This is a genomic window from Mesorhizobium sp. L48C026A00, from assembly GCF_000502375.1.
In the GTDB taxonomy this organism is placed as follows: domain Bacteria; phylum Pseudomonadota; class Alphaproteobacteria; order Rhizobiales; family Rhizobiaceae; genus Mesorhizobium; species Mesorhizobium muleiense.
The window spans coordinates 15,613-31,801 of sequence record NZ_AYWU01000016.1 but is presented as its reverse complement, the minus strand read 5'-3'; the positions used below and the strand labels follow the sequence as shown (position 1 = coordinate 31,801).

At 58.7% G+C, this 16,189-nt stretch carries 12 protein-coding genes and 1 pseudogene; 9 read left to right on the top strand and 4 right to left on the bottom strand.

Going from position 1 to position 16,189, the window contains the following annotated elements:
- Positions 1-41 precede the first annotated feature (41 nt).
- Together X738_RS65740 and X738_RS65735 are read right to left on the bottom strand one after the other, a co-directional pair.
- Complete coding sequence (locus X738_RS65740) at positions 42-359, bottom strand: hypothetical protein (RefSeq protein WP_023800894.1); 318 nt, start codon at positions 357-359, stop codon at positions 42-44.
- A 319-nt stretch (positions 360-678) separates the two neighbouring features.
- Positions 679-1,715 (bottom strand): annotated as a pseudogene (locus X738_RS65735) (IS110 family transposase).
- Between the two features lie 764 nt (positions 1,716-2,479).
- Between X738_RS65735 and X738_RS65730 the strand changes: the two are divergent.
- The 6 genes from X738_RS65730 to X738_RS65710 all read left to right on the top strand — a co-directional run bounded on the left by X738_RS65730 (position 2,480) and on the right by X738_RS65710 (position 9,813).
- Positions 2,480-3,463: a hypothetical protein gene (locus X738_RS65730; protein ID WP_156942623.1), complete on the top strand. Its 984-nt coding sequence runs from the start codon at positions 2,480-2,482 to the stop codon at positions 3,461-3,463.
- Positions 3,464-3,594: 131 nt separating this feature from the next.
- On the top strand, positions 3,595-4,644 hold the full coding sequence (locus X738_RS65725; RefSeq protein WP_156942622.1) for a hypothetical protein: 1,050 nt from the start codon (positions 3,595-3,597) through the stop codon (positions 4,642-4,644).
- Positions 4,641-4,829, top strand: a complete 189-nt coding sequence (locus X738_RS65720) for a hypothetical protein (protein ID WP_031255585.1) — start codon at positions 4,641-4,643, stop codon at positions 4,827-4,829. The genes X738_RS65725 and X738_RS65720 overlap by 4 nt, the downstream gene beginning before the upstream one ends.
- Complete coding sequence (locus X738_RS88440; RefSeq protein WP_023800889.1) at positions 4,826-6,241, top strand: hypothetical protein; 1,416 nt, start codon at positions 4,826-4,828, stop codon at positions 6,239-6,241. The genes X738_RS65720 and X738_RS88440 overlap by 4 nt, the downstream gene beginning before the upstream one ends.
- A gap of 18 nt (positions 6,242-6,259) precedes the next feature.
- Positions 6,260-8,392, top strand: a complete 2,133-nt coding sequence (locus tag X738_RS0142400; RefSeq protein WP_198032850.1) for a peroxidase family protein — start codon at positions 6,260-6,262, stop codon at positions 8,390-8,392.
- A gap of 623 nt (positions 8,393-9,015) precedes the next feature.
- The gene (locus X738_RS65710) at positions 9,016-9,813 is read left to right on the top strand and encodes a GNAT family N-acetyltransferase (protein WP_023800887.1); all 798 of its coding nucleotides are present in this window, start codon (positions 9,016-9,018) and stop codon (positions 9,811-9,813) included.
- Positions 9,814-10,032: 219 nt separating this feature from the next.
- Here X738_RS65710 and X738_RS65705 read toward each other — a convergent pair whose 3' ends face one another.
- Entirely contained in the window at positions 10,033-10,569 is a 537-nt protein-coding gene (locus X738_RS65705; RefSeq protein WP_023800886.1) for a hypothetical protein, read from the bottom strand.
- Positions 10,570-11,345: 776 nt separating this feature from the next.
- Positions 11,346-11,567 carry a hypothetical protein gene (locus tag X738_RS84945; RefSeq protein ID WP_023800885.1) on the bottom strand — a complete coding sequence of 74 codons (222 nt, stop codon included), beginning with the start codon at positions 11,565-11,567 and terminating at the stop codon, positions 11,346-11,348.
- Between the two features lie 389 nt (positions 11,568-11,956).
- On the opposite strand from X738_RS84945, the gene X738_RS65695 reads away from it, so the two are divergent.
- The 3 genes from X738_RS65695 to X738_RS65685 are packed head-to-tail and all read left to right on the top strand — an operon-like array spanning position 11,957 to position 15,945.
- Positions 11,957-12,196 carry an XRE family transcriptional regulator gene (locus tag X738_RS65695; RefSeq protein ID WP_245277733.1) on the top strand — a complete coding sequence of 80 codons (240 nt, stop codon included), beginning with the start codon at positions 11,957-11,959 and terminating at the stop codon, positions 12,194-12,196.
- Between the two features lie 21 nt (positions 12,197-12,217).
- Complete coding sequence (locus tag X738_RS65690; protein WP_023800883.1) at positions 12,218-15,229, top strand: HsdM family class I SAM-dependent methyltransferase; 3,012 nt, start codon at positions 12,218-12,220, stop codon at positions 15,227-15,229.
- Positions 15,226-15,945 carry a hypothetical protein gene (locus X738_RS65685; RefSeq protein ID WP_023800882.1) on the top strand — a complete coding sequence of 240 codons (720 nt, stop codon included), beginning with the start codon at positions 15,226-15,228 and terminating at the stop codon, positions 15,943-15,945. Before X738_RS65690 ends, X738_RS65685 begins: the two co-directional genes overlap by 4 nt.
- The last annotated feature ends 244 nt before the right edge of the window (positions 15,946-16,189 follow it).

Sequence of the window (16,189 nt, the reverse complement as noted above, 5' to 3'; positions counted from 1 at the left end):
CCAACCATTCCGCGTGCCCCGCGGGGCCCAAGTCGATAGAGTCACCGAGCCCTTGTCCACCAACCGCCGGCACGGGCGGCCGCGAAGCACACTTTGCTAGTTTCACGCTTTATGCCGGCTTTTAAAGCGGCAAAGCCGCGCTCGTACTCGCGAGTATTAGTGTACTTCATGTCCTGGTCCATGAACTTCGAAAAGCCGGCATCATTATAAATGACCGAATTAGGGCACAGCAGCCACGCTGCCTTCTGATAGCCAGTGTCGAAAGCGATCGAATCGGCGTTTGCATTGGACAACACAAGAGAGGTGACGCTGAGCGCCAAAGCAGAAAACAACAGGCGAGCAATGCGAATGTAGTTCATTGTTTTATTCCCTTCATTGAGAATTACATCAACTGAGACACTTCTCTATTCGGCGTGCTGAGGTCAAGCGCTATTGAGCTTTTCCGTGTCTCCGGCGTTTTGACGTCTTTCGCAGGGCCTTGCTTCTCTCCGGGATCGGCGTTTCGCCCTCCCAGTATGGGGTCAGGAGAATGAGGCGGCACAATCTACCAAGCGTCTTGATCGCATGTTGCAATCGGTACGAGTGTCTCAGCGAACTCGCCTCATCCATCGTCCTGCGAAGGACGTCCGTCCGCCAGCGAGCGGAACTCTCTGTCTCTCTCCTTCCCGGCCTTCTGGATCAGATGGCTGACGCCATGGTTTGCCGCGTCCAGCGGAACTCGGTGCCGTCCAGCCACATGCGATGCATGACGACTGCCAGGCGACGTGCGAGCGCGACAATTGCTTTGCGCATCCCGCGCCGCTTGCGACGTTCATCGCCCAGGCCTTGAGCCACGACCATTTCGTCACGCGAGTCATCAGCGTTTGGGCAGCCTCATAGAGCAACGTCCGCATCATGCCGTCCCCGCACAGGGATATGCATCCAACGCGCTTGCTTTCACCGGACTCGTTGAGCTTCGGCGTCAGTCCCAGGATAGGCCCCACCGCCTTGGAGCTTCTGAACCGCTGCGGAATGTCGATTGTCGCGGCATAGGCGAGCGCCACCACGGGGCCAACACCGGGAACCGTCATCAAGCGCCGGCAGGTCGCATCATTCCTGGCGATCGTGAGCACTTTTTTGTGCAGGCGAGCAAATTCGGCACGCAGCTTCCGCCGGGCGGCCAGCAGCGGCTCCATGATCTCTTCGAGATCGGGCATGCCTTCGACGAGCTCGCAAATCCGCTCCTCGAACTCCACCGTTCCCACAACACCGACCTTGAGGCCGAAGTTGCGCAGAAGACCGCGGATGTCGTTCTCGATGGCGATCGCCTTTCCCTGCAGCAGCTTGCGGGCCGTCAAGAGTGCCCGTCGCTTCTGGCTCGTGAGCGTCTTCACATGCACCGGGCGGTACAGGTTGACCCGCATCATCTGCGCGATGCCGCGCGCGTCATTGCGATCCGTCTTGTTCGGCTGCGCCTTCAGGAACGCTTTCACATGACGCGTCTCGATGCAGATGACCGGCAACCCGGCGCACGCCAGCCCCTCGAAAAGCCATTGCGACAAGGGCCCGGCCTCGAGACCGACCCGTTCAATGTTCAAGGCAGGATCCTTCAGGACGGCGAGGAGATCGTCGGAGTGGCTGACGACCTTCACCTCGCGGCAGATCCTGCCGGATTCATCGATAATGCAAACCGCGGTCTCTTTCACCGCGACATCGAGGCCGATAAAGTGCTTCATGCTGCGCTTCCCTTCCTGATGCTTGTGGCTATTTGGACAGACCACGTTCTATCATCAGCTCGAAGCGAAGCACCTTCTTGCATCACCGTTGAAGAAGGGGCGCAAGCCGAATACCCCATCTACCCGACCTCGACATCGATCTTCACGCCGGCCCAGACAGCCCACGCCAGCCACTAAGGTCAAAATCCAATTAATCTGAACGACCGAGTTCGACCGATACTGTTGAAAAAGTCCGACGGGTTGTGAAGCAGGCGCCGGCGACAGAATCCCATTTCTTGGCAAGGCCCCTTTCGGAATCACGATTCGCAATCAGACTCCTCGCGAAACGAAATTTTACCCGAGCGTCCCAATGGGCTTGTCGCGGACTTTTTCAACACTATCGACCCTTTGCAGTCATTGAGCCCGGTATGCACGATGACCGGAGTGGGGCCGGGTGCGGAATGGCTGCTTCCGGTCGTGAGTCAGCAGAAGCGGACATTACGCCTGAGTTCGAGGCGGCTTATACTCCGCCGGTACAGGCAGGGACAGCCGAACGTGCGTTCTTCTCCCGCGCATGCTGTTATTCTATTCGCTCCGACGTTTCATATCGTCGAGGCCTTGTGGGCTATAGGGGGAGCAAAGTGAGCATACAGGCGGACTCCACAAAGAAAGAATGCCCCAAATGCCGTCTTCCGATCCCGCGCCTCGCTGTGGTCTGCCCTGTGTGCAGGTCGGAAATCAAGGAAAAGCCATCGCGCCAGAAAAAGTGGGACCGGACGGTCAGCGTGGCCAAATTCGTCAAGGACTGGATCGGCTTTCCCGCGGCCGCGATTGCCGCAATTGCTGCCTTGTATGCACCGGCGCGCGAGAACATCTTGTCACTCCTCGGCCGGGATGGAGCGAACCTTAGGTTTGAAGCCCTTCGCCCGGATGCCATAAGCCTCGGGCAGGACGATACCCCTGTCTCGGCCCAAAAAGACAAGATCGACATAAATATATCCTTCTTGAGAGCTGCGTTTGTGAACGACGGGGCCTCCACAGCATCGGTCATGCCGGAGTTCATGTGCTCCGTGCCCGACGACAATCAGCGTGCCTTCACATCAAGATACCAGCTGATCGATATCAACTCGCAAAAGCGTTTGCTTGAGGACGTCGAGGTTCCGACAACCGGCCCGGTTTTTGTCAATGTGGTCTTAAAGGAATCCGGCTTGGCGGAAGACGGTTACGGCTCCACTGCCACGCTCGGCACGTGCGAATTCCGATTTTCCGACAAGTACGGCAGCAAGCTCTTGACCCTCCACCTGGATAAGTCGGGTATTCTGCAGACGGACCACTCATCCGGTGCCGTCACTACGAGCGACATCGCCACATCAATCCTTGAACTCGACGGGGCCGAAGACAACAGGGTCGCGCCGCGCAACAGGTTTTGCGCGGGAATGCTTCGCGGCATCCGCATGGATTCTGAACCGATAGACTGTATAACGGGCACACATGTGATCGCCATCGAGCCGGTTTACCTCTGGGAACGCGGCCTCCAGCGAGCACTGCGACAGGTAGCCGAATTCCGACGATTGGCTCCGGATGCCGCCGCGAGATCCCCAGGTTTGATCCTGACCGACTGCACGGAAGAAAACTGTGTGATCTCCAAAACAGAAATGGAGTTGGCGCTTGCAAGTTTTTCGCCTTCCGTTACTGTTTGGATGTGTGATGAGTGGGTGAAAAGCTTGGGTAACTGCGTTCGCACAGACTTTACGGTGAACTCAAAATAATTACTGAAGTCGGAAGGCCGGGGCCGCTTTCAAACTTTTCAGAGAGGTACAAACATTTGTGATCGGGATTCGCCCGGCACAGATGTTTGTTCTCTAACGATTAGGCCATTTGGAGGATGGATGGCGGGGGGATGAAAAGCTCTTTGCAAGGGAGGTGGCCTTCGAGCAAGCAGCCGTTGCCGCCATCTGATCTGCAGATCGGCGAGCTTCTGCAGCTTAATCTTTCCTCTATACCTAAAGGTTCTGGCCCAGTTTCCCGTGGGCAACATCCAAAGCACCATGGGTGCGCGGAAGCCCTGTTCCAAGTCCTCCCGTCTATCCCGCCAGAGCTTCGTGTAGGGATTTTTCATGAAGCCTGTACCTACCGGGCCTTGGTCCGGTTTTCGAATGGTCGCCAGCAGGACGATCGCAAAGCCGATGCTCACGGTATGGCGATCAAGGTCCTGGGCGTTCTGGGGCCTAAGCTGTTGGAAGGGCTCGAGCATGAGACCGCGCAGGACTTCGTTCTTGTAGATTCGGAGACCTTTTTCACCGGTGATCCTTTTGAGTACGCACTGGTCAGCCGTGCGACCATGGGAAAGGGGGTATCACGGCTGTGGGCCGGATTGTTGTTGCTCCTGCGCCCATGTCTTCTCATCCGCATCGCCCGCTTCATTGCAAAACGGCCGCTGTCGCCGCTCGAAGCCAATTATTTCAGCACCGTGCCGTTTAGCTTCGGTGCAAGGGCGGTAACGTATGTCGCACTGTCGCAAGATGTGTCCGATGCCTCTGATCAATTCGGGCCGGACGGCTTGTCGCGAGCACTCGCGCGAACCCTGAAAAGCCGGGCTGTGACGTTCGATTTCTGTATCGATCTACACGGGGATGACACGCGCCACCCTATCGAGGACCCGACGCAAAGCTGGTCCAAAGCTGGCGCTGAGAGGATAAAGCTAGCCAGCCTGATTCTCGTGCAGCAGGAGGTACACCCGAACGCGCCAGTAGCCGAAAACCTCCAATTCTCGCCTTGGCATTGCCTGCCAGCCCATGAGCCGATCGGTTTCATCAACCGAGCGCGAAAGCCAATCTATCGCGAAATGGCGCGTGCCCGGCATTTGCGCTGCGGGGTCCAGCCCGTCGAGAGCACCGAAGACCTGCCGGCTTATCGCAAAGGTCCAGGTTCCGCGGGTGACACGCCATGAAAAGCGCCTTGCCGAGAAGGCCCATGGGGCCATCAAGGCTGGCCTTCATCGCCTGTCTGATCGCGCTGATATTTATCGTCGAGTACAACTGGATAACGACGCCTTGGCTGCAGAAGACGTTGAGCTATTGCAGGAGTTTTGACTGGCGTGACAGCTTGCTCTTGGTGACGGGGTGGTTTGAATGATCACATCTCCTTTGCTGCGTGGCCGGTTGGGAACGATCGGACTTGCGATCACACTGGTTTTGCTTGCTGTTTGTCTTTGGCTCGAAGGTAAGAGGCTGATAATTAAGCCGTTTCCGCCGACCTATTTTCATGATGCGGTCGCCGATTTCAAATACGGCTCCATAGGAGCGGAGACCAACGGCTTCCCTTATGAAATTTGGCAAGAGCTCCCAACGATCTTCAGAGACAAAATACCCGGCGGTTGGCACGATTTTGGTTTCATTTTCGAGCCCGGCCGGGATTTGCCAATTGGCCTCAGCGTGCGCCGCACGGCAGTGAACCGTGTCGGTTTCAATTGTGCCACCTGCCATACCGCACAAATCGAAGTTGCTGGGAAACCGGAGGTTATTTTGGGAGCCCCGGCAGCTCAGCTGGATCTTCAAGCTTATCTCAAATTTATTCTTATGGTGAGCGAGGATCCCGGCTTAACGGCTGACGCCGTGATTGAGAGCGCGGCTTCCAACGGCAGGCCCCTGGGGTGGATCAACCGCCAGGCATTGAAGTGGTTTGTAATGCCAGAGCTCAAAAAGCAGGCACACATGTTGGCCAGAAGCTTCGCGTGGATGGACGTGAAGGCGCCTCACGGGCCCGGCCGCACCGATGCAGGCAATACCTGGCGTGAACGGTGGGGAATGCATCCGGAAACCGATACCAAGGTCGGCACCGTGGACTTTCCATCCGTATGGAACCAGCGTGCCCGGCTCAATGGCTGGTTTCATTGGGACGGGAACAACAATTCCTTGAGCGAGCGCAACTATTCGGCGGCTCTCGCCGGGGGTGCCACCGACTGGCTGCTTGATCGACGCAAGATCGGAGAAATCTCAGACTGGCTAGTTGAGCTGCAGCCGCCCCGCTTTCCGGGAACGCTCGATCCTGGTCTAGTGACGTCAGGCCGGAAAGTTTACACTCGTGAGAAATGTGAAATCTGCCATGACCCGGGTATAGGTCGCACAGGTCAGGTCACCGACTTGGACCTCATCGGTACCGATCCGGAGCGAGCCGCGCTTTTCGATGATGAGATGGTGCGTCGGTTTAGCCAGGTGGGCAAGGGCTACACGTGGCAGTTCAAGCATTACCGCTCGAGCCATGGGTATGCGAATATGCCGCTGGACGGGATTTGGGCACGGGCACCGTATCTTCATAACGGGTCGGTTCCTGACCTGGCGTCCCTCCTCGACCCCCCAGCTGACCGACCGGGAACCTTCTACCGCGGCTGCGCAACTTTTGACGTCGAGCGCGTAGGTTACGCATGCACGGAGGGTTTTCTGTTCGACAGCGCCAAGACGGGCAACGGCAACCAAGGCCACCTTTACGGGACAGCGTTGTCGAAAGAGGACAAGGCGGCGCTGCTCGCCTACCTGAAAAGCCTCTAGATGCGGGGAGAGTCGGTCATGTCACTTTCGCTGAGCCCGGAAGGCGAAGCGCGGCTATTTAACGTGGTCTGCCTGTTGATTGGCATCATCATGTTCTATCGCGGAATAACGGATTTCCTGTTGTTCGAGGATAACCCCTACAGGACGCTGTTGGGGTTAATCTTCTTCGGCGGGGTTGTCTCGATCTGGCTTATGTACCAACGCCGGCGCATCGGCTTCTGGATGTTCTGTTTTTTTGATTTCTCGGTCGGCATTGTCTTCATCTTTTTCCTACAGGACATCTGGTATCATCATGTCCTCCCTCACGTCGCCTACGCGGCGCTTTTTGTTCCGTTTTATGGCCAGATGCGCTGGGGCCGCCCTCCCGATCCATTGGACCGGCGTGTCCCGCCAGAACCTAAGTCCAATTGGACTGGGTGGATCACGGATCATCTCGTTTCTTTTGTCGATCGTTGGCCGATTGTTGCGCGTACCATTGAACGGATTCGACCCTTGCAGCGCTTGGTCAACCGATTGGTCATCAACGGCGTCACATCCGCCCCGCCGCCTAGGCCGCTGCCGTTCTCCCTTTGGACACCCGACTCTGGGCCGGTCGCCCGCGTGGAGGACGGCAGCTCGACACGCGGCACGTTTACATCGTGGCCTGGCCTTATAGACCGGGCGTTCACCGGCAGGCATTTACCCCCCATCACCGAAGGAGAGGTCGCGGCTCTTCCTCCGGTGGATGAGGTAGTCGCCTTGTTCCTCCGCGGATCTGATTTCAAGCCGAGCGGTAAGACCACTGCGTTGTTCTGCTTCTTCGCTCAGTGGTTTACGGACAGTTTTTTGCGAACCAATCCGGAGGATGCACGCAAAAACACATCCAACCACGAAATCGACCTGTGTCAGATTTACGGACTTGGCGAGGAGTCAACGCGCATGCTGCGCGAGGGAACGGGCGGGCTTCTCAAGTCTCGAGAGGGTAAGAGGCTGCCATGGGAAAAGCTTTCACCCGTTTACCCACCATTTTTGGTCGATCCTGAAAAGCTGGAAGTCAAACCTGAGTTCGCGCGGATTGCGTTCGACCCCATAATGGCCACGAGTTTCGACGAGAAGGACCCTCCGCACGGCATGGCGCGCGATCTGCGCGCGCTGTTGGAGAAAATTGGCGAATGGACGCAAACCGACGAACGTTGGGTCTGGCACTACGCTGCTGGACTCGAGCGGGCCAATTCCACGATAATGTATTCAGCCATTAACACGGTCTTCCTGCGGGAGCACAACCGCTTGGCACGTGAACTAGGCAGCGAGTATCCGGAGCGCGCGGCGGCATCTGACGGCGACGACTGGCTGTTCCAAACTGCCCGCAATATCAACGTGGTGCTTCTCCTGAAGATCATAATCGAGGATTATATAAACCATCTCGCTGGCTCGCCCTTTAAGCTGAAGCTTGAACAAGGGTTTGCCGACAGGTGCCGTTGGTACCGGACAAACAGAATAACCCTCGAATTTAATCTGCTGTACCGCTGGCATGCGATGGTGCCCGACGTATTTCATCTCGGCGGTCGTGAGCTGAAGGACCAGGAGTTCCGCTTTAACAACGAGCTTCTCGAACAGCACGGCGCCGAGGCGGTGATACACGCAGCCTCAACTCAGAAGGCCGGGAGGCTCGTCCTGAGCAACACCCCCAGCTTTCTTAAGCATCCCGAATTGCGATCCATTGCCTTCGCTCGCCAGTTTCGCCTTGCCGGATTCAATGCCTACCGGCGTCGGTGGCAACTGCCCTCATATAAAAGCATAGCCGAGCTTACCGGCGGTAACTCCGCGCTCACCCAGGCGCTTGAGAGGCTCTATCCTGATCTGAACGGCATCCGGGGAGTCGAGCGTGTGGAATTGCCTGTTGGCCTTCTCGCAGAGGCGCGGAGTGCCAATCAAGTGTTGCCACCACTGCTTCAGCGCATGGTCGCTTCCGACGCGTTCTCCCAGGCCCTAACCAACCCGCTCCTTGCGTCGTTTGTCTACGGCGTCAACTGCTTTACAGAGTACGGCGTGGGCGAAATCGAACGCACCGGCAGTTTCGCTGATGTCGTCCACCGAAATCAGACTCTGGGAACCGAGCCGGTCTCAGCGGATTTCTCCAACCCGGCATTCACCGGTGACACACCAGCCTGAGCGTTACAACGAGTGCGTTAAAGTGCCGCCCTAGGGAGCCGTGTCGTGATGCAGCCCAGCTGGAAAACGTCTCTCTCATAGTCCCAAAGACTCTGGCCCGCCCGAAAACTCTGGCGTTCGATCGGCAGGCCGAGCCTGCCACGGACAGGCGCCGACCGCCAGACGCCTTCGACGTTGATGCTGCAACGAGGTCGCACCCGCGAAGCTTGCTATCGACCGCAAGATCGAACAATGCTCGATCCCGTAAGCGGCCTTTCCGATCCAGGAAAAATCGTACCTCCCAGATCTGTCGAGGCTTCAGAGCACGCTTAGCCCCCACATTCTTACCAGCATTCCAAGCTCTCCGCGCCCGCGCGGCAGGATCATATTGTGACAATTCCATTGTACTTCTCCTTCGGCCACCATTGGCCGACACGGAAACGAATGAGACGACGCCTGGTTGATGGTAGTGGTTGGCCGGAAGCCGTCGATCCGCTTCTCAGCAAATATCCGAAAGCGGATGCTCGTTCGGGAAGCTATCGGTGCGAAGGCGCATCGGATACGGATTCAAGCCAAGGTGCTAGAGACACGGCATAGGTGGGATCAACATCTCACGAAACGAACAGGATGCTACAGGGGTCCCAATGGCATATGAAATCGTGCCCGCGACTGAAGCGAAGATGGCTGAGGTCGAGGCGTGGCTCGACGTAGAGGAATCTATCTACAAGACTGCTATCGAGGCTTGGGAAGCCGGAGGATACGTCGGTGACGAGCCGCCCCGCGGCTTCCGCTGCAATTGGGACTCGGTCAAGCGGACTTGGAGCGAGGGCAACGCCCGTGTCGATATCCTCATGGTGGACGGTCAGGCCGTCGGGTTCCTCGACGGTACGGACATCTTGGAGATCAGGCCCGACCTCCGGAGGGAAGGCTACGGGCGCCTCCTGGCGGACTTCATGGTCGACGTCGCCCATAACGAAGGGCGCTCGGTCCTCGAAATCGAGATCGCGCCATGGACCGCGGAGCCCTTCTGGAAGCGCATGGGTTTCACCGTCGTGCCCGACCGTCGAGGCAGCGGCGGCGGAAATTCCGCCTACCGAATCCTCCACAAGGTCTACAGTCTTTCCGACGGCGGGCGGGTCTCCTTCTCCATCCAGTTCTATTCGGAGCACGAGCGGTACAGGGAAAATCCGAAGCCTTTCTCTCGGTTTTCAGGTATGGGCGAACGTCTGCCAGACGGGAGCGTCCAGCTGCCGGAGCGGGCATTCTGCTTCGAGCCTACCCACAGTCAGCACGGAGACTACTTCGTCAGCATCGAGCTAGGCGGCGAGACGATTCACTTCGACAAGGTCAAGTACGAGACGAGCAAGGCCAACGGTATCCGGCTAGATGCCGGCTATACGTACTTCATCGACCGCATCACACCGCAGTCCTCGCTCGATTAGGACTCGATATATCTGTGGAGGTAGCCAGCGCTGCGCTCCGAGGGCGTGCACATCGAAGACGAAGGCGACGCTGAAGCGCGCGGCACGTGCAGCTGCGAAATAAGTGTTCCAGTTTGGGGGCCGGAGCCGGACAAAATAGCTTCGAGGCTGGGATTTTCTTAAGCGGACCTTCACATCATTCGTGCCTCGGCGTGAACTGACCTATGCCGTCATTCGCACCTATAGCCCCAGCTCTTCCAGAGTGAGGGAGTTTAGCTTCTTGCCACGGGTGCGCTTCAGCTCGGGGTTTTTCAGCTCATCGAGCATCACGAACTTTCCATCACGGAACACATGCCACTTCCGGATGGCGCTCAGCGACACCGTTCCCCCGTTCGTCTTGCTGAAGTGCTTCTTTTTGGTCTGCACAATTTCCATGGCGGGCTGGAACGGCCGACCGTGTGACGGCTCGATCCGCTTGCCGTCCATATAGAAGCCGTCCTCACGGATTACGGCTTCCCCGTCGGGCTTACCGGCATACTTCGCGGGGCGAGACAGGAACAAATACAGCTTTTCGCCCACCGGCAGGTGGATCCCTTCCTTGTAGTCGATGAATTTAGCTGCGGGAGCAGCGGGCTTTGCTGTCTGCTTCTGAAGGGGGGTAAGCGCCCGCACCAGTATCTGTGACTTGGTATCGTCGGGGCTCTTCCGAAGCCCCTCAATCAGTCTCACGGCATCAGCGGTGAGGCCTGCAAACTCAACGTAGCTCTCGGATGTCATGTACTTCCCTCCAGGCGGTTTCGATGCCCGGAAGATATCTTACTTTTTCTAATTTGCAGTGTTAGTAGCTAATTTTTCGAATTAGGAAAAATTAGCCGTAAGCGCGTGATCTTTTCTCCACCTATCTCAGCCTTACCGCGCTCACGGACGTCACAGGTTTCGCCACCAAACTCCCGCGCTATCGCTTCGGCGTGGTCCGGCTCCTTGAAGCGGAACGCTACCCACTCTCGGGAGCGTCTGTTGATGTGAGCAGTGCGAGCCGCCGCTCCCATTTCCCGAGCCCGTGTATGTGCAGGCTCATAAGCTTTTTCGCTGCAGCTCTCACACGGAATGACGGCGTGGTCTGAAGTCAAATTTATCAGAATGCGGACTTTCCACTGCCCGACCTCATACCGGACGTTTGTTCCGATCGAACAGTGCCGCACCATGTCGCGGCTCGAAGATCGGCACAACGATCATGCCGGGCGAGATTTCTTGAACCCGGCCTGACGGCGAGGAAGACCGAGCGTCTCCTGACGGGCGGCTGTCAGGAAGACTGTGCTATTCCCTTCCCACGGCTGCCGAAGAATGAAAGGCCTTTTGACTATGACGATATGTCCGTTTCTCGCTGCTCTCGGATCCGAAGCTCCGCCAGCCGACCGGGCTAAAGACATGGACCTATATGGGTGGCTAATCGGAAGCTGGGAAATGGACACCGTCCATCATCTCGACGACGGCACAATCCAGAAATCGACTGGAGAAATCGATTTCGGCTGGGTGCTCGAAGGTCGCGCGATTCAGGATATCTGGATCAGGCCCAAGCGGCCCGCGCCGTCCACTATGGCACGACTTTTCGCATCTTCGATCCTGGGATCGGTGGTTGGCACATCATCTGGGCTGACCCGCTCAGCCAGGATTACTCGCGCCAGATCGGGCGGGCCGATGTCCAGATCGGCGATGACTCTCATGGCCTGAAAACTCGATGGCGTTTCACTGAGATCACTGCCAACAGCTTCCATTGGATCGGCGAGGAAAGATCTTCCGAGAGCGACCCTTGGCAAATCACATATTAACATTTCGCCCGCCGAACCAATCCTTGATGCTTTCGGGGCAGTTTTGACTAAAGCGGCACTTCCGCTTTCCACCACGCGTCGCCGCTTGCGGCCATTCTAGTGCCGGGCCGTTAGCTGCCGGCCGGCTTCGGATCTTGATCGGAAAAAGCGGACACCCGGCCAACCGCCACTTCCATTCTACTCTACCTCGCTTGGGGGCGCGTGCCGGGAGATTATGCATGTTTTGTTGCTCACATCGTTTTGTGTGTTATAACACATCAAACACTGTGTTAGGAAGAAACGGTGCGGTGCCTTACGCTGAATTCCTCGCCGAGCTTGAGCGTGCTGGACTCAGTGTGCGCAGTTTTGCCGAGTTGATTGGTATGAACCCCAATTCGGTGACCAACTATGCCGGCCGGGGCGAACTGCCGCAGCACATCGCGCTCGTCGCCGTGCTAGTGGCTGAAATGGCGGACCGCGGGCTCGACTATCGAAACGCAATTGCTAAGGTCGCACCGACCAAGAAGCCGCGCGGCGCGACCCGTCGCGGCCATTTCGGCGGCGACCGGCAGGCCAGCCTGGATTTGCAGTCGTGAGCGGGCGGAGGGAACACGCTCGTGACTGATTGGCAGGCGCGACTCGAACCCTTCGGCGCTGATCGGCAGGCGCTGCATACGCTCGACGCAGATGGACCCGAACTGCTGCCCTATGCCACGCTGACCAACGCGCGACGCGACAGCGGCTCGATCCTGGGAGTCGTCGGCGCCGTCTATGAATGGCAGGACGCGCCGCTCGTGTTCCTGGTCGACGCCGATCAGATCGACGGGAATGCACCAATCCACCGGCTCCGGCGCCTGTTGGCGATGCGCGGGGATGCGCCGTATCTCGGGATCGTTGCTCCTGGCCGCCTGGACGTCTACACCATTGCGCTCGACCGCAAGACGCCCGCGCAGGCGCGCGTCGCCATCGACGGATCGAGCGAGACGATCAAAGACCTGTTCCCGCATCTGGCCAACCGTCGTCCGCGCGCCGCGCGCACGCGACAGGGCTGGATCTCCAACGTGGTTCTCAATCTCCTGACCGACGCCATCGATCGCTTGATCGGTCTAAAGCTCGATCATGGCGATGCGATCTCGCTCGTGGGCCGCGCGCTCTTCGCCCGTTTCTTGGGCGATCGCGACCTCCTGCCGTCCAATCTGGCAGCCCCTGAGGCTGCCGCCGCTCTATTCGATAATCCTGACAATGCGCGCGCGACGTGCGCTTGGCTCGATGACACCTTCAACGGCGATCTGCTGCCCCTGACTGACGACATCTTCGATGACCTTCCGCCGGACGCCTATCACGTACTCGGCAACATTATGATGCGCGCGGAGGGCGGCCAGCTCTTCCTCGGGTGGGCCGAGCGCTGGGATCGGCTCGATTTCGCCCACATACCCGTCGGCGTGCTGAGCCAAGCCTACGAGCTTTATCTGCGTAGTCATGCGCCGGCGAAGCAGAGGCAGGAAGGCGGGTTCTATACTCCCCGGCCGATTGCCGATCTGCTCGTGCGCGCATCGTTTCGCGCTTTAGAACGCGATAGCGCCAGCGCCGCAGCGCGCATCCTCGATCCCGCGGCCGGTGCCGGCATCTTCCTCCTCACTGCATTTCGCGAACTGGTCGCCGCCCGCTGGCGAGCCGACGGCAAGCGGCCGGATACGCAGCGCCTGCGCGAGATCCTCTACGATCAGATCACTGGCTTCGACGTGAATGAGGAGGCGCTCCGCTTCGCGGCGCTGGCGCTCTATCTGATCTCTATAGAACTCGATCCGCAGCCCCAACCAGTAGACAAGCTCCGCTTCGACGATCTTCGCGGCAAGGTGCTACACCGTGTCGGCCCGGAGAACGGTGAGCGCGGTTCGGCACTTGGCAGCCTCGGACCCTTGGTCGGCGAGGAACATCGGAGCCGCTACGACATGGTTGTCGGCAACCCGCCCTGGTCGACGGGGACCAAGCTCGCGGACTGGTCCTTGGTCCTGTCCACCGTCGCACGCATCGCCAGCGAACGGTCCAGTGCCAAGATCGCGCCCCCGCTGCCGAACGAGGGACTCGATCTCCCGTTCGTCTGGCGGGCGATGGAATGGGCCAAGCCCGGCGGCCAGATTGCGTTCGCTCTGCATGCTCGTCTGCTCTTCCAGCAGGGCGACGGCATGGTTGACGCGCGCCGAATGCTCTTCCAAGCGCTCGACGTGACCTCGGTGATCAACGGAGTCGAGTTGCGCCAGACCAAGGTTTGGCCGGAAATCGCAGCGCCCTTCTGTCTCCTGATCGCAACCAACCGCGTACCCGAAACGGGCGCGGGTTTCCGGTTGATCAGCCCGCGGCTGGAAACAGCGCTGAATGCCTCGGGCACCATGCGCATCGATGCACATACGGCCGAGATCATCGGGACGCAGCAGATGGTTGAGACGCCCGACATCCTCAAAATCCTGTTCCGTGGAACGAAAGCCGACCTTGGCCTGATCGAGCGCATTAGAGCGAAGGGCTTCCCCACTTTGGAAACGTTCTGGCGGGACGCGATCGGCGTATCAGATCGCGGTCGCATGGTTGGCTCAGGGCAGGGTTATCAGCAACTCCGGGCGAGCAGCAGCACCAGAAAGCACGGTGATGGACAACCCGGTAAGGACGCCCGGCATCTACGTGGACTGCCCGATGTTACCGTCGAGTCTTTGAACGAAGCTGTGGTCGATACCCAAAATCTTCAAAAATTCCAGTACGAGCGCGTTCATCGCCTACGTGATGCCCGCCTCTTCGATGCACCAGTCGCAATTGTCCACAAATCGCCGCCTGCAGACCGTGGCCGGATTCGCGTCGGCGTTGCTGCCCAGCCCGTCGTCTATAATGAGAGCTTCTACGGATACTGCCCGAACGGGTTCGCGCATGCCGACGTTCTGGTGCGCTACCTCACCCTCTTTTTCGGCAGCAAGTTCGCACTGTGGCTCGCACTTATTACCAGCGGCGAGTTCGGATTTGAACGGGAGGTCATCGAGAAAGCCGCGCTCGACCGCATTCCTCTGCCCGACTTTCGCAAGCTGCCTCGCGACCGCTGGGATGAAATCCTCCAGCTCTTCGATGGGCTCCAGCTTTCCAACACGTCCTGGCACGATGTCGATCGCTGGATCGCAGACTTATACGGCCTGGGTCCGGGCGACCTGCAGATAATTTCGGATACGCTCACCTACAACCTGCCGTTCGCCGACACCAAAATCGCAGCCCAGGCCCCGCCACAAGCGAAGGTCACCGAGAATTTCTGTTCGCTCCTCCAGGACGAACTTGCGCCTTGGGCGAAGCGCTTCAACATGCCGCTCACCGTGCGCATAGTCGCAAGCCGTCCGACCTCACCGTGGATAGGTCTTCTGCTCCAGGTGGGAGCCGGTACGCCCGACAATCGCATCGAACAGGATTGGGAGGCGCTCCTTGCCATTGCCGATGCCACCGCGGCAACTGAGATGATCATCGAGGATGACAGCGGCGCGCTCCTCATCGGCCGCCTGGCCCAGAGCCGTTACTGGAGCAAAACCCAGGCGCACCTGCTGGCCCAGCACATCATCTGGTCCCGGCTCGATTTCCTGAAGGGGCGCAACCGCGGATGAGTTTCCCGGAGCCATTGCCTCGCCCGGACCAGATCGCGGAATTGACCCGTGGTCTCGACCTACCCTTGGCGGCGATCGACGATATCTATCTGCACATCATAGCGGATGGCGTGGCTCAGGCATTCGAGGACATCCGCGCAACCAGTCCCACGATAGTGGCGACCGGGGGCGAAGCAGAGGTTACTGCGCTGCTCGAGGCACGGCTCAACCGGATGATCGAGGAGGACCAGGTCTGGCGCCAGCTCGTCGCTGCCGTCGTGCGCGGCAAGGAGAGCTTGAGTTTCAATGGCGTGCATCTGGAAAAGCGCCCTGACCTTTCCATCCTTCTTTCGGCGCGTGCGCTTCGATTCCCGCTGATCGCCGAGGCCAAGATCATCGACGCCACGAAAGGCGAGAATCTCTATTGCAGCCAAGGCCTCAGACGCTTCCTTGACGGGGAATATGGCTGGGGCGGCCGCGAGGCTTTCATGATCGCCTATGTCCGCGACGGCACCACGATCGCGAGCCGTCTTGAACCCTATCTTGCGCAAACTGCTCAAGCGACGAACTATGCGGTCCAGGATGCGCCGATCGTTCTTTCTACTGGTGGCTGCGATGCCGCTCGGTCCAGGCACGGCCGCTCCTTTCTCTATACGCATATGGCTCCGCCCGCGAACGATCCGGGTTCAATTGCGCTCTGGCACCTCTGGGTCGACGCATCCGCCCCGACGGCCTAGACCGCGACCTCCGACGCACTATGTCGGCAAGCGGGAGGCACCCCGCAGCTGAACGAATGGCAGCTTTCGAAATTGGACTGGTGGTACCTGAACGGCCGGAATTGTGATGGGTTTCGGATGCCGGCCGTCTACTGAGATGGCGTGGCTCGAGGCCGGCGTTCGGAAGCCTCCAGGGAAGGAACCCGCGGGGTGGAGATCTCGGTTTTGAGGCTATGGGGATTTGACGGTTCGGCTTGGTCCGTTG

What these genes read in the sequence shown, in the direction of transcription:
- X738_RS65740 (WP_023800894.1), bottom strand. Translation starts at nt 359, where the DNA reads ATGAACTACATTCGCATTGCTCGCCTGTTGTTTTCTGCTTTGGCGCTC.
- X738_RS65725 (WP_156942622.1), top strand. Translation starts at nt 3,595, where the DNA reads ATGAAAAGCTCTTTGCAAGGGAGGTGGCCTTCGAGCAAGCAGCCGTTG.
- X738_RS65720 (WP_031255585.1), top strand. Translation starts at nt 4,641, where the DNA reads ATGAAAAGCGCCTTGCCGAGAAGGCCCATGGGGCCATCAAGGCTGGCC.
- X738_RS88440 (WP_023800889.1), top strand. Translation starts at nt 4,826, where the DNA reads ATGATCACATCTCCTTTGCTGCGTGGCCGGTTGGGAACGATCGGACTT.
- X738_RS0142400 (WP_198032850.1), top strand. Translation starts at nt 6,260, where the DNA reads ATGTCACTTTCGCTGAGCCCGGAAGGCGAAGCGCGGCTATTTAACGTG.
- X738_RS65710 (WP_023800887.1), top strand. Translation starts at nt 9,016, where the DNA reads ATGGCATATGAAATCGTGCCCGCGACTGAAGCGAAGATGGCTGAGGTC.
- X738_RS65705 (WP_023800886.1), bottom strand. Translation starts at nt 10,569, where the DNA reads ATGACATCCGAGAGCTACGTTGAGTTTGCAGGCCTCACCGCTGATGCC.
- X738_RS84945 (WP_023800885.1), bottom strand. Translation starts at nt 11,567, where the DNA reads ATGGAAGCTGTTGGCAGTGATCTCAGTGAAACGCCATCGAGTTTTCAG.
- X738_RS65685 (WP_023800882.1), top strand. Translation starts at nt 15,226, where the DNA reads ATGAGTTTCCCGGAGCCATTGCCTCGCCCGGACCAGATCGCGGAATTG.